Origin of the sequence: Spiroplasma endosymbiont of Nebria brevicollis (assembly GCF_964030895.1) — a bacterium.
Taxonomy (GTDB): Bacteria; Bacillota_I; Bacilli_A; order Mycoplasmatales; family VBWQ01; genus Spiroplasma_E.
Genome location: NZ_OZ034986.1, coordinates 932,041 through 956,380, shown reverse-complemented (window position 1 = coordinate 956,380; position 24,340 = coordinate 932,041). Strand labels below are relative to the sequence as shown.

The window sequence follows — 24,340 nt, the reverse complement described above, 5'->3', positions numbered from 1 at the left end:
TTATACTTAGAACGTAACAAAGAAGTATTTAAAAAGGAGAAAATTATGAAAATAATAGAAAAATTTCTCGATAAAATTATTAGTAAAAAATATATTAAAGCCTTCATATTTTATTCTTTTGGTCTTGCTATCGGGTTTTTAATAATGGCCTTTTCATGAAAATATGCGTCATATGGTGTAAATCAAAAACCTAATTATAATAATTATATTGGTTTTATAGTACAATTTTATATTTCAATTGTACTTTTATCATTTAGTATCTTCTTTTCATTAATATTAACAATAATTTATTTAAAACCTAAACAAAATAATATTCCCTCACAATCTTAAATATTAATGTATAATATAATTAATCTATTTATTTTTTCTTAGCAGTTTTGATAGATTAAATTTAAGGTTAAAAAGTTACCATTTCTGGTAACTTTTTTTATATAAAAGAAAAAAGATGGGAAGCGAACTTACGCTCTTACCAATATGGGACAAAGTCCTATGGCCATCTTTATAATTAAATAATAACATTATTTAATTATTTGTCAATTGATTTGTTTTCACTGCTACTTCAATTTCTGCTTCTTTTACTTTAAAAGGTAATTCTTTAAAATTTATAGTTTTTTATCATTTATATATTTAAAAAACTTTTCATCGTTTTCATTATATGCTCTCCCTACAGAATAAGCTAGAAAATCTGCTCCTTGTAAACAATAATCTTTTTTTGAATCTTCCATTTTAAAACTAAATTCACACTCAAATAAACGTAAATATTTCTGTCCATATTTTAAATATGATTCCATAGTTTCATAATTATCGGTAAATCATAAGTATTCTTTATCACTTATAATATTTATTTTTGTATCTCTATAATATAACTCTTTTAGTTTTATAAGTGCGATTAATTGACCAATAAAATAAGTTTTGTGTCTTCCATATTCATTTTTTTTTATATTTTTTCAGTGTTCTTATTGATTTTTTACTTTTATCGCTAAGTTCTAATAAATTTTTATATTGTGTTTCTAGTATTTCTAATGTATATGAATTATTTTTATTAATAACTACTAAAAATAATTTACAATTACTGTTTATTATACAGTTATGAATTTTATTTCTTTTATCTTTTGGTATTCTATCTGCGCCTTTTACTTCATTATTGTTACCAAATAATGAAATTAGTGTTTTTTCGAAATTAATTCTAAATTCCTTAATGTCTTTTTTATCACTAAAAAGAAGTGCTGAATAGATAAAGTAATTACTTTTATCTGTTAATTCAATATTACCACTATCATCAATAAATATTCAATATTCATTTTTTGTATTATTATTCATAAATAAAAACTCATTCCCATTTTTTTATTAGTTAATAATATTATTATAAATTAAATAAAGAGAAGTTATAATTAGGAACGAGTTTAACTTCTCTTTATTTAATTATATCATATTTTCTATACTAAATATAGATAATTTGGTCATTATTTACTCCTTATTTTTATAATATTCTTTTATTTCTTTTACTTTATTATTAAAATCTAATTGATGTTTTTACACATTTTAAAAAATTGAATAGAAGTATTTTCTAAATCTGTAGATTGTAATTTAATTAATAATTTTTTATTACAATCTTTACAAATACATTTTAATTTAGTTTTCATTTTCTTTTTTCCTTTAATAAATCAATTAATAAAATTATAAAACAACCTAAATTTGTTAATGCTATTATTGTAAAATTTATAATTAATAAAATTTCTCATCAAGACATTATTTCACTTCCTTATTTAAATAATATCAACCAATTAATAAACTTTCTGCTTGGTCATGGTCTTTAATTTTAATATTTCAATTATGGTTCTTAATCATGAATTGAGAAAGTTCAATTGATAATTCTTTAGTTCAAGGTTTATAATTTCAATTATATTTAATTTCATCTAAACTTTGATATCATTTTCTTCATTCACTACTATTAACTAACATATCTTTAGTTAATAATTTATTAAATTGTCCAGTAATAAAACCACGTAAATGGTCTAATGTTTCTTTACCTTTACCAAATTTTGGATTAAATATCCCACGTTCAATTACTAAATATAAACTATAATCTGTTTTATCATCAATTAAACCTAAATTATTAGTTTGACATTGTAGAAAAACTATATTAATAAAATCAGTAAAATAATGATAATCTTTTTTAGAAAAATTAAGACTAGTTATTAATATTGGTATTTTATTTTCTCATAATGTAAAACCAGTATTTTTCATACTTGGATCTATTGAAAGTAAATAATTATTCATTACTAAATACTACCTTATCTAAATTATCAATATTAGTTTGTATTTGTTCATAATTAATATTTATTTCTTCTTTTGGTTCTTCAATAGATTTTAATTTAATTTCTTTATTATCATTATTTGGATTATCAATATATATTTTTTCAGTTTCAGTAATAATTGCTTGGTCACTTTCATACGCTGTTTGCATTTCAGTACTCATAATTCCTCATTTTCTTAATAATTGAGTAAGTACAGTTTTTAATGCCATACTATCAAAATCACTAACAATAAATTCTTTATTTTTTGCATAAGTTTTTGAATATTTTAAAAAATGTTTTTCTATTTGTTCTTTTGACATATATAAAGTTTTTTCAAAACCATTTACTAATTTAAAATATGCTACATAACCAATAATAGGTTGTTTTAATCTTTCTAAATCATTTTGTATTCAATTAAATTCAATACCTTTAAGTCTATCTACTTTTTCCATTTCTGTTAATCTAACATCACTTACATTAATTTCTTTATATTGTTGACTACGTAATGATAATTGAATATAACCTTTATATCCCATTTGAAATTGAGCATTATTTACTTTAGTATTACTATCTCAATAAGGTACAACATAACAATAACCAAAGTTTTTTTCTAATGGTAAATTTAATAATACTGCTTGATAACAACTATTAATAATAGTTTCTGGATGTGCTTTATCTAAACCATATTGATTTGAAATTGCTAATACATTACTTTTAAATTTTTGTATTTCTAAATTATTAATAATTCCTTTATTTTTAATATATTTTTCTACATTACCATTATTAATATGTTTAATTACTAACTCATTTGCCATGTTTATCTTCCTTTCAAAGTGCAATTGCCATTTCTCATTCATATACTAATTCATCTGTTATTTCTACTAATATTTTTTCTACATTATCTTTTTGAATTCAATAAATATAATGTGTATTTGATAAATTAAAACCATTATTTTTTAATATTCAATAATAAGCGGTTAATTGTAATATTGATTTTTCTTTATTTTCTTTATACATATTTGATAATGTTTTAAAATCAATTATTGTATATAAATTATTTTCTTTATAAATTAAATCTGGTGTTCCAGCAATAATATCATAAGTAAATACTTGTTCACATATATATTTAGTATTTACTTTAAATTCTTGTAAATTATTTAATAAATTTTCACAATATTGTAAATAATTTTTATTAAATAAATGTTGAATATTATTTAATAATTTATCTTTTATATTATTAATATTTATATTTTTAAAATATAATTCTGCTACTTTATGAACAGTTTCTCCTCTTAATCTAGCATTTTCTAATCTATCAAAAGGTATATTTTCATAAGGATTTTTATCTTCATATAAATAATATTGAATAATTTTAGAAACTGAAATTAATTCTTTATTTTTAATAAAATATTGATGTGTATCTTTTTTAAAAATTAAATTATTATTCAATTGCATTTTTAATTAAATTCCTTACAAATTTATTAATTGTAATATCTTTTTCTACACAAATTATTTTTAATTTATAATAATCAGTTTTATTAACTCAAATATGAATTTGTTTAATAATTAAATCTTCTTGATTTTTCTTATGTGCTGGCATTATTATTCAACTCCTTTAATATCTAATTCCATTACTAATATTTCATAATGTTCAATATAAGCATTTTCTAATATATGATGTTTATAATTTTCATGAAAATTAATAGCATTTTCAATTGTAGAAAATATTTTTTGTTTTCTTTTATTAGTATAATTTACTTTATATTTTAATAAATAATTATATTGCATATTATTTTTCTCCTTTAACCTTTAATAATTTTTTTATAATGAATAATTACTTGTTCTAATTTATTTATTTTTTCATATGAAAAATAATCTTTCATAATTTTTAAATCACCATCATTATCAATTTCAAATTCTAATTCTTCATATTTACTATTAAATTCTTCTTGTAATTCTTCAAATTTATCTATTAATTTTCTTGCATTTTGTAATTCTAATTGATTCATTATCTTTTCTCCTTTAAAAATTTTCTAATTGTAATTCATTAATATAATAGTTATATAAACTATAATAGTTATCACTTGTTAAATATATATCTTCTTCAATCATATTATTAATACATTTATTACAATAATAAGAATTATCTATTTCACTAATTCAAATATATTTTTTATTATGTAATTTACATTTCATTATTTTTACCTATTAATTTATAAAAACAGTTATTACATGTTCTATTAGCAAATGAAGATTTTTTATAACAAATATCACAGTTATGAGTAATAATATTTCAATTAAGCATTTATATTAATTCCTTTCTTAATATTTTAAATAAAATATTTTATTATTATGAGTTACTAAATCTTTTAATGATGTTACTATATAATTTATTACTAAATCATTATGATTATATGGATTATTTATTTTAAAACTTTTTCTATCTTTTTCTCAGGTAATATTATATTTAAAACATTCTTCATTTTTTATTTGTCCAATATAATAACCATTATATTTTTTATAAAATTCACAAGATATTAATTCATTTTCATTAGCAGTAACATTTGGAATATTTTTTATATATTTTAAAATTTCACTACCTTTAATAGTAGAAATATCATTTATAATAGATTTTTTACCTAATTTATAATCTCAATCTTCAAAAATTTTTATTAATATTTTTTTATTTTTATTATCAATATTAGTATATTGAATAGAAAATCATGTTTCATATTCACCAATTTCTAATAATATACCTTTATCTGTTTCTTTAATTTTACTTTTTAATTCTAAATTAATAGTTGTCATATATTCCTTTCTAACCTTTCTATTATGTATAAGCCTTATCACTTACAGTGATAAAGGCTTATATACTAAATATTTACTATCTACTACGTATAGGCTTATTGCTACTGTAAGTAGCAATAAGCCTCGGAGGGTAGGGGGTTCTAGGGGGAAGGGAACCAAAAAAAAATATAAAGTTATAAAAGACCAACACAAAAATTACTATTAGTTATATCTGCACTATAGCCTTTAATAATTTTTATTAAGTTATGTAATAATTAATTACTTTAATAAAGTACAGATTTATCAAAATAATTAATTATAATTGTTTAACAATTAAAAATGAGAGTATTATCTCTCATTTATATTTTTATTAAATCTATACCTATTTTGGATACGCCCGATAATTAGATGCAAAAAGTAATAATGAAGCCCAATTTTTAAGTTATTGTTATGCAAATTACAAACTTTCTGCTAAAGGAATTATTAGCTTAACTATTACTAATAAATATTTAACTCAATTAAAACTTAGTGCCGATAAAGCTGCTTTTCATGTTAATATTTTCAGTAATGTGATTGGTCATCCAATTTGAGTAATAGGAATTGAATATCCTGATAAACATATTCGTTGTGAATTGCGCACTAGTGATAATAATATTAAAGTTAATACTATTGCTCAACAATTTGGTGTTGGTGGTCACAATAGTGCTGTTGGATGTAAAGTATTTTCATGATTAGAATTTCAACAATTAGTTACAAGCATTGAAACATTATTATAAAAAGGATTGATCGTATGAAAATTATAAATGAAATTTGAGATGAAATTAAAAAACATGAAAAAATTGTTTGCTTAGCACATATTAATCCTGATGGGGATGCCTATGGTAGCCAAATTGGCTTGTCATTATTAATCAAGAAATCATTTCCCAATAAACAAGTTATGTGTTTTAATGATGTAAGTACGCGTTTTTCTGATTGAAACCAATATTTGCGACCAGAAAAAGCAACGTTTATAAAAGATAGTCTTGTAATTATTAGTGATACTGCCAATAGACCACGAATTGATGATCAACGTTATTGTCTTGCCAAAACCATAATTAAAATTGACCATCATCCAGTGACTGATTTATATGGTAACTTAAACTGAATTGATGAAAAATCATCATCGACATCACAAATGATTGCCATGTTAAGTTCTCATTTAAAATTAGATATGGATAGTAATATCGCTCAAATTTTATATACAGGTATGATTAGTGATACTGATCGCTTTCACTATCCTACTGTTGATAGTACTACTTTTAGTATTCTTAGTTATTTAACATCATTTAAAATTGATTTAACAAAAATCTATAATGAATATTATGAGCAAACAGTTGATACCTTACAATTAAAATCAATAATTTTAAGTAAATATGAATTTAGTGATAATAAAGTTTTATCATGTTGTTTAGAAGCTAAAGTTTGTCAATCATTAAATGTCTCAGCTGCGCAAGCTAATGAAGAAGTTGATTTACTTGCTAATATTGATGATGCTAAAATTTGAATGATGTTTAGTCAATCAGTAGTAGATGGCCCTATTACAGGTATTTTTCGCAGTAATAAATTTCCTGTGAATAATATTGCTCAACAATTTGGTGTTGGTGGTCATGTGCATTATGTTGGTGGTACTTTTGAAACATGAAAACAAGTAAGAGAAATTATTAAAGCATATGACCAATTAGTTAAAGGGATTCATAATTAGTGGTGGTAAACCTATTAATTCTGTGAGATTACAAACCAAATTAAGCCAGTATGAAAACATATACTTAGAAAAGGTTAAGTCCAAAGTTAACTATAAAATAAATATATTCTTTTGTTTCATCATAATAATATGATATGAAAACATTATACGTAAAATTTCGCATTTTCTTTCAACTAATTTCTTTTATTCAAAATTTCTACGATAATGCTAACAATTTTTTTGTAGTCTTTTTCTGATTTTAGAATAGTCAAATAATCTTTTAAATACTTAAAATCTTTTATATCTTTTTCAATTAAATTTAAAATTTTCTTGCTCATATACCCAGTTGAACCTATAGGTATAATTATTTTATTTTGTGATTTTGCTATTTCAAATTCTTCCATCATTCCTTGCGAATTTATTATTTTATTATGTTTTTTGTCAAATTTATTACCAAAAACAAATATAATAACTCCTGATTTTTCAATTATTTTATTACGATAATCGTTCCAAATTTGATTTATATCATGTTTTTTTGAATGTTGTGGAAATGGTCATACATCTAAAATTTCTTCTAAATCAGTTCCATTATCCTTAGAATAGTCAACTGCACCACTTATAATAGAATCACCAATCCCTAAACTAAAACCACTAATTATTTTTTTCTGTTTTTTACATAATTCATTTGCCAAATTGTATAAAAATGTTTTGCTATTAATTTCATTATCAAATTCTTTATAACTATAAGCTGCACCTGAGATAAAAATATTTTTTCTTAAGATTAAACTATTTATTGAGTTAAAAATTTCCGATAATTCAGAATAATCTTCTAACAATACTGTCTTTATATTAAATCTTGTTTTTAAATCTTTGATTTTATGTTGTAAGAACATTCTTTCAAATTTTTGATGTTCTTTTATATCTTTTAAAAAAATAAAATGCTCACTTTTATCTTCTTTATTTACAATCATATTTACTTTACTTAAAATTAGATTTAAATTGGTATCTTCAATTGAAGTTCCTATAAATAAAAAATTCTTATTAATTAATTCCATGCTTAGTTTATCTCAAAAAAATTTCCTATCTTTTTCATATAAATCATAACTATCTTTTGAAAACACAAGATATTCTTTATTAAGAATATCGCCATGAATTTTAAAAATAGAATATTTTCTACATGCAGTATAAAATTGTTTCTTATTATAAATAGAATCATATTTCTTATTTTCATTATTTAAGGCTTTTTCAAATAAATCATCATAATTTGTTGTTCAAAATTGTTGAATTGGTAATCTAGTTAGTGAAGTTAAATTTTTTCCTGGCTTTTTATTCTGTAGATTAATTTTTTCTGATATTATATTTAATAGTTCTCTTTCTGATCCCTTTTCGTTTATATAGAACTGAGCAATTAAAGCTAAATCAATATTTTCTTTAACTTCTAAATTTAAGTCCTCAAAAATGTCTCTTAATAAATCAATTCATGTAGGTAAACCTACTTCTACATTTATTCCAGCTCCTAGAAAAACTGCTACCTTGTTTTGCAAAATCATTTTTGAGTATCGTTTTATAAAATCATTTTTTTTAATAACGTCTAACATTATTGAAACTCCTAACCAATTTTTATTATAAATATGGCTAATATTTAAAAATTTTCTTTTAATTTATAACAAAAATATTGATATATAATAGAGTGCTATTTATTTTAATAATTTACACTAAAAAGTTTTATAAATCAACAAAAATTAACTTGAATTCATTATATACATATGCTGTGATGGAAAAAATTAATCCATCACTACTTTTCTACAAAATTAAAAAAATTTTCTCACCTTTATCCCAGTGGTATTAAAATTCTATCATTTAATATTTTTGTAGGCATAAATTTGACTTTTTTCATCTGATAGATGTTGAATAATGCTGCTTACTAATTATGTATTACGTCTTTGTTTTTATTCCTTTTAAGTTAAATTAATTATTTTTAAAAGGAATAAAAAATTGTAATTTTACGTCTAATCAAGCACTTAGTGGAATTACTTGATTAGATGAGACTTATAATCCACAAAATTATAAAGACAGTTGAAACAACGATAATAAGCCCGAAAAACTTCAGGAAATGATCACCTATAATTAAAGTAGACACAAAAAAGAACCATTTTGTGGTAAAACTTTATTGAGAGAGGTGTTCATTTTCTGCATAAATGATATTCAAAAGAAGAAAAATTAGAAATGTTAAAAAAATTAGAAGGTTTAGGTTGTATTACTGCAAGTAAAATATTAAATGTTGATAAAAGTAGTATTAAAAGATGACGCAAATCTATAAGAACTTTAGGTGAAGATAGTCTTATTCCAGGAAAAGGTATCCAATCAAAAGGTAAACGGCAAGGTAGACCTAAAACTCTTGATTTAAATGAAATGACTAAAGAAGAACTAATTCAATATATTGAGGTAATGAATTATCTAAAAAAGTATTTAGAGATATCGACAAAGGGAAAGTGCCAGGCGATATCTCAATTACAAACAAAAAATCCAGTTAATTACCTTTGTAAATTATTAAAAGTTTCAAAATCTGGTTATTATAAATGACTTAACAATGGTATGAAACAGTTTAATAAATGGATTCCATTTATTGCTAATATAATTAAAAGTACATTTTATGCGTTCAAAGAAATTTATGGTTATAACATGATTTGTTGTTGAATAAAGAAAATTTATAAGTTAAACATACAACCACATATTGTTTATAGGTATATGAAAAATATGGGTTTAAAATCCAAAATTAGAACAAAGAAGTTTGATTATAGGTTAAAATCTGGCAGTTTAAGATATGATAATTTATTAGTAGACCGTAATTTTGCAACTACTGGTTTAAATCAAAAATTAGGCACTGATATAACCTATTTACTAACTAATGGTAAAACGTATTATTTATCAATCGTTAAGGATTTTCACAATAATGAAATATTAGATTACAAAATAAGTTCAAGTTTAGATATGTCATTTGTAACAAAAAATATTATTCAAGCTTGAGTTAATGTTGGAAAGTATAAAACATGAATTTTACAATCAGATCAAGGTTTTCATTATACCAACCCTTCTTATAAAACTTTATGTGATACGTTAGGTATAAAAATATCAATGTCCAGAAGAGGAAATTCTCCAGATAATGGGGCAACAGAATCATGGTTTGGAACTATGAAAACTGAATTCTTATATCAGATTCCAAGAAAAAAACGAACTATTGAATGAATTAAAGAAAATTTACTTAAGTATATTTATTTTTACAACAATCATCGACCACAACCAAAATTAAAAGGAATGAGTCCAATTGAATATCGATTAGCTTATTCCCAAACAAATATTAAGTTTATTCCTATGAAATTAGATTTAATGTAACATTTATAATAATAATTATATAAGGTTCTTTTTATTGTCCACTTTACTTGACAAGTTCATAGGTGGTTCTTTCATTTTCAAATTATTATTCAACTGCCACCAATTTGTTTTTTTCTCAATTATTTTAATTTTTTGTTCATAATTTCTAAAAATTTCATTGAAATCTTTATCTGAAAGTTTGTTTAAATTTTTGATAATATCATTTTTATTCATGAAAATTACCTATTAATAAATTCCCACTTTTTGAGGAAATTTAAAGTGAAAACACTACTTTTCTACAAAATTTAAATAAAAAATGTATCAACACGACCTAAAATTTGATTTTATTGAATTTTAGGTTTTTTATATAACAAAGTATACAACACGATTTTTAGGGTTAAGTCGAGAATTAGGTGATAAAGGTCATGAGAAGTTTACTAAAAATCCAACAAAACATATATCCTATTAAATTTAATAAAACCTATTGTAGTATTAAAATATTAGCAATATAATAGTGTTATTCATTTACAAGAATTCTTATTATAATTTATTGTTTTGGGGGTTAACAGGTAGCAAGTAAATATTCTTTAACTTTCTTTGTAAGAATAATTGTTTTATGAATAATGATATTTAGAAGGGTTTATTAAAATTAAAAAAATTTTACCAACAATTGCTGCTTTATTTTTAGTATCAGCGTTTTCACCAAATATATCAAATGCTTATACTAATAATAGTAATTTTAATTCTAATCATTGAACTTGAGAAGATGTTCGAATTAATCATGAAGTTTGAACACCACCAACAGGAACACATGAAGAATCAGACACAAAAATAGATACTAAATCAACAGTTCAACCACGGTCTATTTTTCTGAGTTCTCAACAAATTATTTGCAATCGATATTTTGCTTTGCATACTTATGATGGAGCTGTTTACTTAAATCAGGTTGTATTAAACTTAAAACAAGATGTTGCAAATGATGTTTTTAGACAATGAGATTTTTCAAAAACTAATGATGTTTGACAAGGTTGAGGTTTGATGACCTCAACCATTACCCTTACAGTAACTGCTAAGTATGATGAAAGTGAAACATTAACATAACATCGCTATTAATTTTCCGTGAACAATTAATTCACTGGCTAGGTTACGCATTTCTGCAAGAACTGTTGGTTCTTTTCATGAAGCATCAACAACTTCTCAAGTAACTAGTCTTGAATTTATTAGTTAATAAATTTCTTAAAAATTTTAGAAAAGGTGTATTGAAATATGAATGATGAACATTCTTATGAAATTGAATTAAATAATGTTACAAAAACTTATTCTGAGACAGTAGGAGTTTTTGATATAAACATTAAAATTAAGCAAGGGGAAATATATGGATTCATCGGACCAAATGGGGCTGGTAAGTCCACAACAATTAGACAAATGGTAGGTTTTATTAAACCAGATTATGGAACTATTACTATTAATAATAAAAATGCTTGAACCAACTCCAAAGAAATTATGAAGGTTTTAGGTTACATTCCTGGTGAAAATATTCTTCCAGACTATATGAAAGCTATTGATTATTTAAAAGCAATTGCTGGTATTAGATATAATGTGGAATGAACATATGTTGAAAAATTAATTAATTATCGGACTTCTCCCCACATGTACTTGTGGAGGAAAAAATGAATTGAAATGAATTCAACAGAATATTTCAAACTGAAAAACAATGTCTTGCATATATAGCAAGTTTGAAACAAAGCAAATGTATTAGGTGTTCTAGTTTTAATTTGAATACTTCTGATTTAAAAAGAATGAGATGTTTGAAATGTCATCAAACATTTAGTATTCTCACGGGCACTATATTTTCAAAGTCCCAAACGTCTTTAATATCTTGGTTTTATCTCATCTTTAGATGAATAAACACCAAACATGGAATTCCATCAACTGATGTTGCAAAAGAATTGGGAGTGACCTTGAAAACAGCTTGAAGAATGGGTCATAAAATCCGAAGTGCCATTGCTAAACAAAAACCTCAATTCATTGTTGAAGGGATAGTGCAAATAGATGAAATGTATCTTTCACATATGGGTTTTAAAAAACAAGGAAGATCCTTGTTAAACAAAACCTTGATTGTTGGCATTTATCAAAAAACAACCAATAATTTAATTGTGAAAGTATTGAAAAACGCAAACAGTAAAAATCTTTTGCAGTTTGCAAGAAACCACATGTCTTCAAAGTGTGATGTACATACTGATTTGTGAAAAGGATATCGCGATTTGAAATCGGTTTTCACTAAGCATGAAACAGTTAACCATCAAAATGGCTATGTTTCAAAAACTGGTGTAAATACCAACCAAATTGAATCAGTATGAAAACATATACGAAGAACATTTAAAACACATATCAAAGTTGCAAAACATCATGTTCATTTATATGCAAAAGAATCAGCATATAAATTCAATAACATACCTAGTTTTGAAACTGTAATGCTATGTTTGATTTAAAACTGTGGGGAGAAGTCCGTAGATAGGCTTTTCTCAGCATTTATGTGATAAAATTTAATAGTACATAAAGGGAGAAAAGCCTTAATTATTTTGACCTTAATCCGAAAGTAAAAATTAAGAAAATGTCAAAAGGCATGAAACAAAAAGTTGCCTTAATAGCTGCTTGTATGCATAAACCTAAGATTTTAATTCTAGATGAACCAACATCAGGTTTTGACCCGTTAATGCAAGAAAAGTTTTTGAAAGTAATTAAAGACTTTAAAAATAATGGAACCACAATTTTTTTAGTTCTCATATTTTTAGTGAGGTGGAAGCACTTGCTGATAAAATTGCAATTATTAAATCAGGAAAAATTATATCTGAAATTTTGATGAAAGATGTTAAAATACCATATGAAAAAATTTATTTAATAAAATTTTCACAATTAAGTTGAAAAACAGAAGTAACTAATAATACAATTAAAGTTTTTGTCAAAAAAGAAAAAATTAATGATTTTCTAAAAGATTTAACTAAATTTAAAGTTGACTCTTATACAGAACAACAATTTAAATTAGAAGAACACTTTTTAAAATTTTATGGTGGTGAAATAAATGATCAATTTTAAATTTTTGAAAGTACAATTGAAAAGTACGTGAATATTGTTAATGTTATTTTCTATAGCATCACTTTTTATGATAATACCAGACCTAATTGGTCCTAAATCGTTTTCTCCGTTTTCACATGTTTATCCTGGTGGGTCAAGTACAGATGGTAGTGTTGGAGATTCAGTTTTCTCAGCGTTAGTAGTAGCTTGTACTATGGCTTTATCTTTTATTTTATCTATTCTTTTAATTTATAAATTATTCATTAAAGAAATTGACCGTAGTTATATTGGTTCATGATTAGTAATGCCAATGTCAAAAGTTAATGTTTATACAACTAAATTATTTGTTGTTATTGCTTATATTTTTATTTTTCATATTATATGTTTAACTTTCCAAGAAATTCTTTTTGGTAGTTTAATGCAAGATTTTACTAGTAAAACATTTTTATATTTATTTACTATTAATATAAAAATGTGTTTAGTTGCTTTATTATTTGCTGCTTTTGCTTTATTTTTAGTATCAATAATTGATAAACAAGCTATTTCTTTAACCATTGTTTCAGTTTTATTATCATTATTTACTATCTTTTATATTATGTATGTTGTAACCCCCATTAAAGAAAATCCTTTTTATATTCTGAAGTATTTTACGCTTTTAATATTAGTTCAAAATCCTATGAGTTTTGATGAAACTAATCCCATTAAAATATTTATTAGTCCTACTGAATGAAATGAATATTATTCACTTATTATTAATTGAGTTAACTTATCATGACAAATGCTAACTCCTGTATTATTAGCAATCCCTTTATTTACTTTTAGTATGGTCTTTTTTAAGAATAAAAACTTATCAATTTAAAAGAAAAGGTTCATAAACCGCTTTAATTCACGACTTTTTACTAATTCTATTTTTTATTTCATAATTTATTTTAAGTTTTTAACTTCCTAGACTGCATATGTAACTTTAATCGTAAATGGAACCGTTGATGTAGCTGAAACTAGACCTGGGCCAAAGACAGTTTTTCTACATGTGTTAAGAATTGTAAATTAAACGCAAGTGATGAGAGCCATCAATATCATATGCTGCTTTACATGCCATTAATTGATGTTGAAAACTAGCATTTAAATCATCGATTGTAATTGTAGAGCCTGACACTTGTCATTGTCAAGGTCTAGTTGGAGAACCACCTTAAGCAGCATCATATGCCATTTGGAAGATTCTCTTAAGATCATCTAAAATTCTTTGGCTAACAATTGGAATATTGTTTCCATTAACTTTATTTAACACAGAAGTATCCTGGTAACGTTGGATTACCTGGCATTGGTATGTAATAAATCTTTGATTGTAACCCGAATGCTTCTGCTGTTGTCAAGTATAAATCTAAATAAGGAATATTTATTGCATTTAAATTTAATGCTAATGTTGCTGAATCATGTATAACATTTTTTTGAGTAATTTTGATATGTAATGGGAAATCACTTGTTGCATTTTTTATAATCTTACCATTTTTTATTTCTTGGTAAGCAATGTTATAACTGAGTAAACATGTTTTGTTTTTATTCTCTTTAATGTTATTTAAATCACAAAGTAATGAAACAGATGCAACATTTCTAGCTTTAATTCCAGTTTCTGATAATATTGAAATTCCTCACTCAATATAATTTTCTTTTAATTTTAATTGTTCTTGTAAATTTTTATAAATTGTTTTTTCTAATTTTTTTAAATCACTATTATATTCTACTTCAATGTTGAAAGTAAAGTCTTCTACTTCATCATCATTTTTAGATATATGTGGTGGTAAAATATGTATAAATGATTTATCAGATATTTTTTCTATCTTTTTTTCATTTTTTGCTTGTAATGTGTCTTCCATTTTTACTGCTCCTTTTTATTGTAATATTTTTATTCCTCTTTACTCACACTATTGTTTAATATCGCTTGAACTACAAACTATTATCCATTTTTAATAAAAGAAGAAAAGTTATTTTAAAATAATATGATAGGTTTAAAGTAAGGTTTGTAGATTGTTGATGGAAGTAGAGCATAATCATCCAAATAATTAAAATCATTATGCTTTATGTGTTGTTAATATTAAGATTTACTTAGAATACCAATTTGTTTGTTATTGTGCAATATTGTTGGTCTAGAGGAAAAGGTTAAATAGTATTAAGAATTTTAAATTAAGTTACCTTTTTTATAAACTAGAGTTATAAATTTTTAATCTTTTTAAAAGTATTCTATGTAAACCTTAATTTAAGTTTATAACTGAAAAAATGAATATGCAATAAACATGGTAGATTGTCAATTCAAACGCAACGTTTTAATTAAAATTTACACTAAATAATGTTATTTTCTTAAAACCAAATGTTCAAACTAAAGAAAGCGTAACTAATTCATATCATTTCATTTTTCATAAGTATATGTAAAAAAATTATTTTTTTATCAGCCATTGAAATACTCTTGATCCACTTCATTATAAATTGTTTATTTTTATCTTATTTTAATAACCATTTTCATTTAAAGGAATTTTGTACCAAAATCCTTCATAACAAACAACATTTCCATAATTATTTTTATATTTATTATAAGAACGGCAAATATTATTATACGCCTGGTAATAACTTTTTTTATTACTTTTATCTATATGATAAACTTTTCATATTGTTTCTTCCATTGTGTCATAAACACCCAAACAATTATCTTCTTTATCATATCTGGCATAAATAAATTGTATTTTAATCATTTCAAAGCACTTCAATCTCCAACATATTTTTATATTTATCTATAAATTAAGATTTACCTCTCATAACGTTTGTGTAATTAAGCACTGCTAATAATTGATAAAATATTTAGAATTTTGAGAAAAGTATGAAATGGTAATAAAGAGTATTAAACAAATTTAATAACAGTAATTTTTAATTTTCAAAAAAATTCGGTTGAATAAAGTACTTACAAATAAAACTTATAAGTTAATTTATAAACAATATTTTTAACTATTAGATGTTATTGATTGAATCAACAACACTAATTAATGTATAAAAATTTTTATTATAAATCCTGAGTTGTAAAATTAAATTATAAGTTTTTAGAACATATATAATCATTCATCATGGGCTATTAACAATTCTTGTAATAAATTTAAGCGTTATTATATCTAAGTAAATCTAATTCAAGTTTATAACTGAAAAATCAAATATACAACAAAAAAATGTGTTTATTATTAAAAAACATAATTATATTTCCTCTATGTACATGTTTTAGTACTTTTTTCTTTTTTCTCAAATGAAAAACATGCCCTTCGTTTTCTATGTTTAATTTTAAATTGATAAATATTTTCTGAATCTATATTTTTCCAATTAATTTTCTTTTAGAATGTTCCACTGGATGAAATTCCCGAATTGTAAAATTAAATGGGGGGGTAAGTAGTCTTGAATTCATTAGTTTAAATAGAAAGGTTCACTAAGTGAACCTTTCTATTATTTATTATTTAATTCATAACAAGTCATTAGATTTGTTAATAATATAGCAATCGTCATTGGTCCAACTCCACCGGGAACAGGGGTAATAGCACCTGCCACTTTCGCCATTTCCATAAAATTTACATCACCAACCAATTTTTTATTAGGTCCTGTATAATTAATGGCAATGTCAATAATGGTAACTCCTGGTTTGACTTGTTTATTATTAATAATATTATGAACCCCTGTGGCAGTACAAATAATGTCAGCATTCTTAGTATATGCGAATAAATCTTTTGTTAATTTATGGGCAACACTAACAGTCGCTCCCATATTGTTTAATAATAAACCTAAAGGTTTACCGACAATGTTACTATCATTAATGATAGTAACATTTTGTCCTTTAATCAGAATCTTATAGTAAGTTAATAGTTCTAAAATTCCTTTGACTGTACAAGGTAGCATTGTTTGTTTATCACCTTGTAATAATCGTCCAGCATTAATATTTGTGAGACCATCAACATCTTTATCAATAGTAATGGTATTAATGATAGTTAACATATCTAAATGTTTTGGTAAAGGTAACTGTACTAAAATTCCATCAATGGTACTATCATTGTTTAAACGCTCAATGTGACTAATAACTTCTGTTTGATTAGCAGATTTATCTAAAGCAATTACTTGCCCATCAATATCACATGTTTGACATGCCTTGATTTTAGTATGAACATACATTTGCGAAGCTAAATCATCGCCAATAATAATAACAGCTAATTTTGGTTTTCTTTTGGTAAGATTTGCTACTTGTTGTTTAATTTCTAATTTGATTTTTTGGGCAAGTATTTTGCCATCTAAGATTTTTGTCATATTTTTTCACCAATCTTAATTTTATCCAATTAAAACATTTTCTTCAAGTCTACTAATAGTTGGTTTTCTTTTACGATCACTTCATGCTAATACCGTAGTTGATACACCCAATTGTCCCACAAACATTAGTAAAATTAAACTAAGTTGACTAACAATTCCTAATTTGGAATTATCAAATAATGATAATCCAGTCGTTCCAAAAGCACTAGACACATCATATAGGATTTGGACAAAGGTAATTGAACTGTTTTGATTCATAAAAATATTTTCTATGGCAATAATCATTACTGATAAGAATACAAGAAAACCACCAAGAAAGGCAATAACAAATGACATACGAACAGTGTCATCAGGAATTTTTCGTTTAAAAGCAGAAACGTTATTTTTACCACGAGCAATACTGAAAATAGTTAAGATAATAATGGCTAAGGTTGTAGTTCTAATTCCACCGGCAGTACTTGCTGGTGATGAACCAATTCACATCATTAGTGATTGAATAATTTGTGATGCCACATGAAATTTATTTAAATCAACAGTATAAAAACCAGCATTTCGTGTTGACATGGTATTGAAAAATGCCGCCATTAAGGCATCAGAAGTGGATAAATCTTTAAAGATAGGTTTCATACCACTATCAGTGTCAAAATCGCGAGAAAAGTATTCAATAAACATTACCCCACCAACACCAAATACGGCTACTAAAATATAAGTGGTTGCCGTAATTTTTGTAAATAAACTAAAACGGAATTTTTTACCGTGAGTTTTACTTTTAAATCAATGATATAAATCGTAAAAAACAGGGAAACCAATTCCGCCAATTACAAATTCAGTAACAAAAATTCACTGCACAAAATAATCACTTTGAAAGGCAGATAAAGAATTTTTACCAACAATATCAAATCCCGCATTATTAACAGCGGATACGGAATGGAAAATTCCGCCTCATAATGATAATCATACATGTTCATGATAAATGTGAGTGCTTGTTCCTGTTCCATAAGCAATGTTACTATTAGGAACAAAATAAAAATACAAAAATAAAACAATAGCACCTAAAAACTCGGTAATTGTCATAACGATAATTCCTACTTTAAGGACATCAATGGTTGTACCTAACTTATTAGAACCACGTTCACCTTGCATTAGTAATCGTTCACGTAAACTAGGATTACGGTTAAATTGAAAAACCGAAAGTACTGCTAGTTTAACAGTAATTAAACCAACACCACCAAACTTAATTAAAACTAATATTATAAACTGACCAAAGAAAGTAAAATCATTAGCTGTACTTTTAACAGTTAAGCCTGTATCAGAAAAAGCACTCCCAGTTGTAAACAGAGCTTGTAGAAAAATTCATTGACCTTTAGTAGTGGCTCAGGGTGTCATTAAAAGAATAGTTCCAAGAATTAAGGTATAAAAATATAAATTAAACATTTGTCGCGGTCGGGTATTACCAACAAAAATTATTTTAAAAACTTTTTTGACAGTACTATAACTTCTTTTTCAATTAAAACTATTAGTTAGTTTTAATTTTGATAATGACGGCATAATCTGAGATAACATTAAAAAAACTCCTACAAATACTTTTTTTAATTATACTATACTATCATTAGTAATCTATGAATAAATAGTTATTAATTTCTTATAGAACGTACCAAGTACTGAAAATGAATACAAGTTTAGTGGTAACTGAACACCTATAATAAAGTGTTAATTGGGAAGATCATTAATTTTTCACAAGAAAATCATTAATTTCAGTAATATTAACTGGCGCGTTTTGCGGTGGTTTTCCAGCATTACCACCATGCATATATTTAGCAGGCAAGACCACAATAAAGACTTTAGGGTCAATTTCCACTATTTTACTTTTGAAAAAATTATATTCTAATAATGACATTGTTGTCATCATCATTTTATATTCATTGCCAGAATACAAACCTTTAACATTTCATACATTTCCACCGCGTAAGTAATTATTACGATAAATATCATTTCTAATTTGTTCTAATTCAGTAGAGATAATAAATACTGTCATCAACATATATTTTGGATAAACACGGTTCATAATAAATGCAGAAACATAAATATAAACAATAGTAGCAATAAAGTAGGGTTTAGTTAAAATATTATCAATGAAACTATTATGTTGAATAAAAATACCATCAAGCATTAAAACAACAATCACAATAATAATATTAGTGTTTCTAATAATAGTAGCAATTGAATATTTACGTTTCATAGAAATATAAGTACTAATGAAATCCATACCACCACTAGAACCGCCAGTTTTAAATAAAATTCCAATGCCAGCACCATAAATTAGTCCTGCTAACGCAGCAAAAATAAAGGTTCGTGCTAAAGGGTCTTCTGATTGACTACCTAAAATCTGAAAACTATTAGGAATAAATGTTAAAAGTCAGTTAATACCAGTTTGAAAACCCATATAGATAATAGTATAAATAGTAAATCGAAAACCAACTTTTAAAAATCCTCAAATAATAATAGGGATATTAATAGCTACAAACATTGGATAAAATCAAAGTGCTTGTACTTGCTCTTTTTCTGCTACATCTGTATAAGGCGCGGCAATAAACTTGGCAATTAATTGGGCAAAGGCTGATAATCCATTAGTATACAAGCCGGCACGGTTAATGAGGAAATAAAAAGAAGTAGTGGTTAAAAAAGCACCAATAAAAATTAAAATTAAATTTTTAGACGTTATTTTTCAATTAAAGTTTTTCCATGAAGAACGAATTTCTTGTTTCACACCAATGTTTTTAAAATTAAAAGCGTCAACAATTAATGGTGTTTCTTTATCTTTTTTTGGTTTTACTTTATCAGAAGGCATTTTTGAAATTTCCTAACTCTAACTAACTATAAAATTAATTGTTGTTTGTGGATAGACAGTACTATCATATGGTGAAGGATTAGCCATATTAATAAAAGAATCTTGGAATTGAACATTAAATGTAATTTTAATAGTAAATGTATCTGATACGACTTCATCAGTAATTCCTTGTTGAATAGTTGCTACAATATTGACATATGGATTAGTATTTTTTGTTTGTTTAACTAATTCTGTTTTGATTGATCCTTGAAGATTAGTACTTAAATCAGCAAAAGTTGTCCCAACCTTAGGTTTATCTTTATCTTCAATTGTAACTGTTAATGAATTATTTTGGATATGAGTAATGCTTTCAACTGTTGTGTTAACCATATAGTCACTTTGTGTATAATCACATTTTAAATTAAAAGTAACTTTAACTTGTTGTTGATTTTGGAAAGTTTTATCGTTAGCAACGACTCCCACTTGATATATAATATCAACAGCGATCCGAGCAGTTGTTCCATTAACAACCCATGTTTTATTACCTGTAGTACTATCAGTTGTCCCATTATCAATACTAAAGTTATAACATTTAGTGCCTTCACTAAGACTAGCATCAAATCAAGATATATTAGTTGTACTTTTTGCTTCATCCATAATCTTTTGGACTAAGGTTTGAGCTAACACTACTAATTTATCTTTAGTAATTGTTTGTGATGGTATAGGTTGTTGATCTTTAATCGGTTTACCTGTTGGCTTGTTAACGCCAACGTTTAAATCTCATGCTTCATAATTAGTATCACCACCACTAATTGTTTTTAAGGTTCCATCAAGAGTTTGATTTGAACAAGCTAAGATGGGAGAAGTAGCACAACTACTTAATGTCAACATTCCTATTAATGTTAAAATTTTTCTCATGATTAATCATTCTTCCTTTTTTATAATATTTAGTAACACAAACGTCATTATTTTTAAAATAATGACAAAACTAAAATAAGTTTAATAAATTTATTATAATATAAATTGTATAGTATTTTTTAAAATTTAATATAGTGTACTTTTAAATTATTGATAATATTATTTAATAACACGAAAAAAGGACTTGGTATTATGTGAAAGCAACTACTTTTAACAACAGTTTTAGCAATTTTTACTACTACTTATACTATAAAATCGCAACATGCTAATTTAAATGAATTACATCATCAATCCAATAGTGATATTTTTAATAATCAAACTTTAAACTTAGCTTTTAACGAAGGTCATTTTTTTACTTGAAACACAATGAATACTTCAAGAACCATTGCTGGAGTTTTTACTGCAACTACTAATCAAAGTTATTTATTAAACACCGATGGTACTTATGATAATTTAGATTTACAAATTAATAACTTTATGCAATTTAATGATGACTTAGGAATTGCTACTTGTAATAATTATCATACTGTTGATGGTACCAATTATTTGAATAAGTCATTTTTAATGAATAAAGATGCAAATATTATTCCTAATCCCTTAAAAACAGTTAATAACACCTTCGCTAGATGGGGTGATAAGGTTGTTAGTATGGGGGTTGGAGCTGATTTAATTGCTGATGATGGCTCTGTTAGTGCCTTAGTTGATAATCCTTATAATTACGGTTATGGAGTAACAAGTTTTACTGCTATTAACAAAGATTATGGTGTATTTGTTGGTGGTGACCAAAAGTGTTACTTATTAAAATATGATAAACAAATTACAAACATTAATGATACAGGAGGAAAACAGATAATAGCACCAAATCCTAATATTGCAAAATGTTTTGTTAAACTTAATGATAAGAGTGGTATTATTCGTGATAAAGATGGTCATTTGTTATATGTAACAATTGATAATAGTGGTGGTATTAGTACATATCCCCTAATTATCAACCCTGGTAGTGAACCACTATCTAGTACTACAATTAACTTTTTTACGCCAATTAATCACGACCAAGGAATCCTAAATATTAGTTTTGAAAATAGTAGTAACAATTATGGTTATCCTTATTTAATTGATGCTACTGACCCTGTGAATATTACTTTTACTAAAATTACAAATCATTTAATGAATAATTTTGTTTTACTTCATAATAATTTAGGAGTTTTTATTGATGATGACCAAACAGCATGATTTCTTGATAATACTTTAAAGTTTACTGAAATTGGTAGTGCCACTAATTTTCAAACTATTAATAATGATTTAGGTTTATTAACAACGAATACTTCAACATTACTCTTAACTGACAAAGCTGATAAGAAACTTGCTAATATTAATACTATTACTTGAACCAATGCTGATATCAAACAAAATAGTACTTTTATTAACGCCTATCTTAACTTTGGAAAACAAAATTTCATTGACCGAACTAATAGTTGAATTAGTAATGGTGCTTTAACTTTAAATGTTACTAATAAAAGATTAACCAATGTTACTATTGCTGGTAATCTTCCTTTAAATCCAGATAGCTATGGTAATGTTACTACTACTATTTCGACCATTGGTACTAGTAATATCACTTTTAATTTTAGTGATAGTGCACCATTAATATACCATGTTTTAATTTATAGTATTCCGAGAATACCAACCTTAGATAATACTGCTGATACTAGTTACCAATACGTGGGAGTTAATAATAAACAGTTATATGATATGAATAGTACTAATGATAGTAACGGTTTTACTATTAACTTTAAATATGATAGTACTATTCAATGTGTTAATATCGCTACGATTGATGAAAATAGTATGAATAAAAATAATTTATGAACTATTCAGCCTGGAGAGAATTTTAAATTGCCTATAGGAAATAATAGTCTTACTTATTGTGTCGAAACTGTATCTTGAGATAATACGATAAATTCACAATATTTTAGTATTTATCATAATAATACGTTACCAATTACTGAATTTTGAAAATCTGATGAAGGTGTTAACTTATTCAATCGTGCACTTAAATTAGGATATACAGAAGCTAGATTATTGGCAATGAAGGCCAGTGAAATTAATAACTTACAAGCTTTAGCAGCTAATTGAACTATCAATGAAATTCGTGGTAATATCCTTGGCTATGTGATTGGTGGATTTCTTAGTGTTGGCGTGATTGTTGCCATCATTGCTTTAGGATATGATTGATATTTAAAAAAAGATTTTAAATCCATTTAACCATTCTAGACATGGTGCAAAACTATTTTAAGTGTAAATTAAATATTCCACAAATTAAGTTAAATCGTTGCGTTTGTTTTGCCAATCTGCCATCTACTTTACTTGACAAGTTCAAAATTCAATAAAATTAAATTTTAGGTCGTGTTGATATCTTCTTTTATTTTTCCCCTACTTTTCTACAAAATTAAAGTTGCATCATTAACTATTGAAGGTTGATATTGAACAGAATCATTAATTTGTTGCCAAGGGTCTCCCCCTAAGTTGGACATTTCATGGGTATGTTTTGTCGAGCTTTCATTGGTGCTCTTATTAGTTTCTGATGCTTTATTTAAAGATTTTAAGAGTTCTTCTGAACATTCTTTTGATTTAACAAAAGTAGAAGAAACCAATGATTCAATAGTATTTCAAAAAAACATGTCTTCATCTCTTAATCTTATTAAAGGTTTTAAACTTGCTGCGCTATTACCAAATGTCATTATTCATATTTCCATTGTATTTTCTATTGTATTATTAATATAAATTGACTTTCGATAAGACAAGTTACCTAATTGTTTTGATAAGACACCAGGCCCAGTATAATTGATAGTTGCCTTAGCAGAAGAAACAATATTATCTAAACGATAGTAACTTAAATTATTATTAATTTTAGTATAATTAATTTCATTATAATCTACTTCTGAATGGGGTTTGTTAATTAAAGTATAATTTGAACTAATTTGATTAATAGTATCTTTTAGTTTAATATTTTGTCTT

General features: G+C 24.9%; 34 protein-coding genes. 11 read left to right on the top strand and 23 right to left on the bottom strand.

Annotated features, from left to right (window positions below; all coding sequences use genetic code 4):
- The first annotated feature begins 45 nt into the window (after window positions 1-45).
- Complete coding sequence (locus tag AAHM98_RS05555) at window positions 46-330, top strand: hypothetical protein (protein ID WP_342275902.1); 285 nt, start codon at window positions 46-48, stop codon at window positions 328-330.
- A gap of 272 nt (window positions 331-602) precedes the next feature.
- Here AAHM98_RS05555 and AAHM98_RS05550 read toward each other — a convergent pair whose 3' ends face one another.
- The 12 genes from AAHM98_RS05550 to AAHM98_RS05495 form a co-directional block, all read right to left on the bottom strand.
- On the bottom strand, window positions 603-818 hold the full coding sequence (locus AAHM98_RS05550) for a DUF3800 domain-containing protein (RefSeq protein WP_342277253.1): 216 nt from the start codon (window positions 816-818) through the stop codon (window positions 603-605).
- A gap of 37 nt (window positions 819-855) precedes the next feature.
- Entirely contained in the window at window positions 856-1,320 is a 465-nt protein-coding gene (locus tag AAHM98_RS05545; protein WP_342275901.1) for a DUF3800 domain-containing protein, read from the bottom strand.
- 200 nt (window positions 1,321-1,520) lie between these two features.
- The gene (locus tag AAHM98_RS05540; RefSeq protein ID WP_342275900.1) at window positions 1,521-1,643 is read right to left on the bottom strand and encodes a hypothetical protein; all 123 of its coding nucleotides are present in this window, start codon (window positions 1,641-1,643) and stop codon (window positions 1,521-1,523) included.
- Window positions 1,628-1,750 (bottom strand): hypothetical protein, encoded by a 123-nt coding sequence (locus AAHM98_RS05535; RefSeq protein WP_342275899.1) that lies wholly within the window; start codon window positions 1,748-1,750, stop codon window positions 1,628-1,630. Before AAHM98_RS05535 ends, AAHM98_RS05540 begins: the two co-directional genes overlap by 16 nt.
- Window positions 1,750-2,280: a hypothetical protein gene (locus AAHM98_RS05530; RefSeq protein WP_342275898.1), complete on the bottom strand. Its 531-nt coding sequence runs from the start codon at window positions 2,278-2,280 to the stop codon at window positions 1,750-1,752. Before AAHM98_RS05530 ends, AAHM98_RS05535 begins: the two co-directional genes overlap by 1 nt.
- Window positions 2,273-3,112, bottom strand: a complete 840-nt coding sequence (locus tag AAHM98_RS05525; RefSeq protein WP_342275897.1) for a recombinase RecT — start codon at window positions 3,110-3,112, stop codon at window positions 2,273-2,275. Before AAHM98_RS05525 ends, AAHM98_RS05530 begins: the two co-directional genes overlap by 8 nt.
- On the bottom strand, window positions 3,090-3,752 hold the full coding sequence (locus AAHM98_RS05520; RefSeq protein WP_342275896.1) for a PD-(D/E)XK nuclease family protein: 663 nt from the start codon (window positions 3,750-3,752) through the stop codon (window positions 3,090-3,092). Before AAHM98_RS05520 ends, AAHM98_RS05525 begins: the two co-directional genes overlap by 23 nt.
- Window positions 3,739-3,897, bottom strand: coding sequence for a hypothetical protein (locus AAHM98_RS05515; RefSeq protein WP_342275895.1), 159 nt, complete (start codon window positions 3,895-3,897; stop codon window positions 3,739-3,741). The genes AAHM98_RS05520 and AAHM98_RS05515 overlap by 14 nt, the downstream gene beginning before the upstream one ends.
- 2 nt (window positions 3,898-3,899) lie before the next feature.
- Window positions 3,900-4,085, bottom strand: coding sequence for a hypothetical protein (locus AAHM98_RS05510; protein WP_342275894.1), 186 nt, complete (start codon window positions 4,083-4,085; stop codon window positions 3,900-3,902).
- Between the two features lie 14 nt (window positions 4,086-4,099).
- A complete protein-coding gene (locus AAHM98_RS05505) occupies window positions 4,100-4,306 on the bottom strand; it encodes a hypothetical protein (RefSeq protein ID WP_342275759.1) in 207 nt (68 codons plus the stop codon).
- Between the two features lie 13 nt (window positions 4,307-4,319).
- Window positions 4,320-4,493: a hypothetical protein gene (locus AAHM98_RS05500; protein ID WP_342275893.1), complete on the bottom strand. Its 174-nt coding sequence runs from the start codon at window positions 4,491-4,493 to the stop codon at window positions 4,320-4,322.
- 126 nt (window positions 4,494-4,619) lie between these two features.
- Entirely contained in the window at window positions 4,620-5,105 is a 486-nt protein-coding gene (locus AAHM98_RS05495; protein ID WP_342275892.1) for a hypothetical protein, read from the bottom strand.
- Between the two features lie 548 nt (window positions 5,106-5,653).
- Here AAHM98_RS05495 and AAHM98_RS05490 point away from each other — a divergent pair.
- Together AAHM98_RS05490 and AAHM98_RS05485 are read left to right on the top strand one after the other, a co-directional pair.
- A complete protein-coding gene (locus AAHM98_RS05490; RefSeq protein WP_342275891.1) occupies window positions 5,654-5,860 on the top strand; it encodes a DHH family phosphoesterase in 207 nt (68 codons plus the stop codon).
- A 14-nt stretch (window positions 5,861-5,874) separates the two neighbouring features.
- Window positions 5,875-6,825, top strand: a complete 951-nt coding sequence (locus AAHM98_RS05485) for a bifunctional oligoribonuclease/PAP phosphatase NrnA (RefSeq protein WP_342275890.1) — start codon at window positions 5,875-5,877, stop codon at window positions 6,823-6,825.
- A gap of 173 nt (window positions 6,826-6,998) precedes the next feature.
- Here AAHM98_RS05485 and AAHM98_RS05480 read toward each other — a convergent pair whose 3' ends face one another.
- Window positions 6,999-8,402 carry an SIR2 family protein gene (locus AAHM98_RS05480; protein WP_342275889.1) on the bottom strand — a complete coding sequence of 468 codons (1,404 nt, stop codon included), beginning with the start codon at window positions 8,400-8,402 and terminating at the stop codon, window positions 6,999-7,001.
- A gap of 628 nt (window positions 8,403-9,030) precedes the next feature.
- Between AAHM98_RS05480 and AAHM98_RS05475 the strand changes: the two genes are divergently transcribed.
- Window positions 9,031-10,197 (top strand): IS3 family transposase, encoded by a 1,167-nt coding sequence (locus AAHM98_RS05475; RefSeq protein ID WP_342275888.1) that lies wholly within the window; start codon window positions 9,031-9,033, stop codon window positions 10,195-10,197.
- A 15-nt stretch (window positions 10,198-10,212) separates the two neighbouring features.
- On the opposite strand, the gene AAHM98_RS05470 is transcribed toward AAHM98_RS05475, so the two are convergent.
- Together AAHM98_RS05470 and AAHM98_RS05465 are read right to left on the bottom strand one after the other, a co-directional pair.
- Window positions 10,213-10,410: a hypothetical protein gene (locus AAHM98_RS05470; RefSeq protein ID WP_342275887.1), complete on the bottom strand. Its 198-nt coding sequence runs from the start codon at window positions 10,408-10,410 to the stop codon at window positions 10,213-10,215.
- Window positions 10,411-10,895: 485 nt separating this feature from the next.
- Window positions 10,896-11,072 (bottom strand): hypothetical protein, encoded by a 177-nt coding sequence (locus AAHM98_RS05465; protein WP_342275886.1) that lies wholly within the window; start codon window positions 11,070-11,072, stop codon window positions 10,896-10,898.
- Between the two features lie 13 nt (window positions 11,073-11,085).
- Between AAHM98_RS05465 and AAHM98_RS05460 the strand changes: the two genes are divergently transcribed.
- The 6 genes from AAHM98_RS05460 to AAHM98_RS05440 all read left to right on the top strand — a co-directional run bounded on the left by AAHM98_RS05460 (window position 11,086) and on the right by AAHM98_RS05440 (window position 14,110).
- Complete coding sequence (locus AAHM98_RS05460; protein ID WP_342275885.1) at window positions 11,086-11,277, top strand: hypothetical protein; 192 nt, start codon at window positions 11,086-11,088, stop codon at window positions 11,275-11,277.
- A gap of 165 nt (window positions 11,278-11,442) precedes the next feature.
- Complete coding sequence (locus AAHM98_RS05455; RefSeq protein ID WP_342275884.1) at window positions 11,443-11,907, top strand: ATP-binding cassette domain-containing protein; 465 nt, start codon at window positions 11,443-11,445, stop codon at window positions 11,905-11,907.
- A gap of 224 nt (window positions 11,908-12,131) precedes the next feature.
- Complete coding sequence (locus AAHM98_RS05450) at window positions 12,132-12,668, top strand: IS1595 family transposase (RefSeq protein WP_342275883.1); 537 nt, start codon at window positions 12,132-12,134, stop codon at window positions 12,666-12,668.
- Window positions 12,669-12,781: 113 nt separating this feature from the next.
- On the top strand, window positions 12,782-13,078 hold the full coding sequence (locus AAHM98_RS09030) for an AAA family ATPase (RefSeq protein ID WP_425289608.1): 297 nt from the start codon (window positions 12,782-12,784) through the stop codon (window positions 13,076-13,078).
- Window positions 12,976-13,272, top strand: a complete 297-nt coding sequence (locus tag AAHM98_RS05445) for a hypothetical protein (RefSeq protein WP_342275882.1) — start codon at window positions 12,976-12,978, stop codon at window positions 13,270-13,272. Before AAHM98_RS09030 ends, AAHM98_RS05445 begins: the two co-directional genes overlap by 103 nt.
- A gap of 67 nt (window positions 13,273-13,339) precedes the next feature.
- Window positions 13,340-14,110, top strand: coding sequence for a hypothetical protein (locus AAHM98_RS05440; protein WP_342275881.1), 771 nt, complete (start codon window positions 13,340-13,342; stop codon window positions 14,108-14,110).
- Window positions 14,111-14,284: 174 nt separating this feature from the next.
- Here the strand turns inward: AAHM98_RS05440 and AAHM98_RS05435 are convergent, their stop codons facing one another.
- From AAHM98_RS05435 to AAHM98_RS05405, 7 genes are all read right to left on the bottom strand, one after another.
- Window positions 14,285-14,407: a hypothetical protein gene (locus tag AAHM98_RS05435; RefSeq protein ID WP_342275880.1), complete on the bottom strand. Its 123-nt coding sequence runs from the start codon at window positions 14,405-14,407 to the stop codon at window positions 14,285-14,287.
- Between the two features lie 121 nt (window positions 14,408-14,528).
- Complete coding sequence (locus AAHM98_RS05430) at window positions 14,529-15,125, bottom strand: hypothetical protein (protein WP_342275879.1); 597 nt, start codon at window positions 15,123-15,125, stop codon at window positions 14,529-14,531.
- Window positions 15,126-15,752: 627 nt separating this feature from the next.
- Window positions 15,753-15,995 (bottom strand): hypothetical protein, encoded by a 243-nt coding sequence (locus AAHM98_RS05425; protein ID WP_342275878.1) that lies wholly within the window; start codon window positions 15,993-15,995, stop codon window positions 15,753-15,755.
- A 733-nt stretch (window positions 15,996-16,728) separates the two neighbouring features.
- Window positions 16,729-17,577, bottom strand: coding sequence for a bifunctional 5,10-methylenetetrahydrofolate dehydrogenase/5,10-methenyltetrahydrofolate cyclohydrolase (locus AAHM98_RS05420; RefSeq protein WP_342275877.1), 849 nt, complete (start codon window positions 17,575-17,577; stop codon window positions 16,729-16,731).
- 21 nt (window positions 17,578-17,598) lie between these two features.
- Entirely contained in the window at window positions 17,599-19,140 is a 1,542-nt protein-coding gene (locus tag AAHM98_RS05415; protein WP_342275876.1) for a TrkH family potassium uptake protein, read from the bottom strand.
- A 163-nt stretch (window positions 19,141-19,303) separates the two neighbouring features.
- Window positions 19,304-20,425 carry a YitT family protein gene (locus AAHM98_RS05410; protein WP_342275875.1) on the bottom strand — a complete coding sequence of 374 codons (1,122 nt, stop codon included), beginning with the start codon at window positions 20,423-20,425 and terminating at the stop codon, window positions 19,304-19,306.
- Window positions 20,426-20,443: 18 nt separating this feature from the next.
- On the bottom strand, window positions 20,444-21,322 hold the full coding sequence (locus AAHM98_RS05405; protein ID WP_342275874.1) for a hypothetical protein: 879 nt from the start codon (window positions 21,320-21,322) through the stop codon (window positions 20,444-20,446).
- A 192-nt stretch (window positions 21,323-21,514) separates the two neighbouring features.
- Between AAHM98_RS05405 and AAHM98_RS05400 the strand changes: the two genes are divergently transcribed.
- On the top strand, window positions 21,515-23,587 hold the full coding sequence (locus AAHM98_RS05400) for a hypothetical protein (RefSeq protein WP_342275873.1): 2,073 nt from the start codon (window positions 21,515-21,517) through the stop codon (window positions 23,585-23,587).
- A gap of 176 nt (window positions 23,588-23,763) precedes the next feature.
- Here the strand turns inward: AAHM98_RS05400 and AAHM98_RS05395 are convergent, their stop codons facing one another.
- Entirely contained in the window at window positions 23,764-24,078 is a 315-nt protein-coding gene (locus tag AAHM98_RS05395; RefSeq protein WP_342275872.1) for a hypothetical protein, read from the bottom strand.
- Window positions 24,079-24,340: the final 262 nt, after the last annotated feature.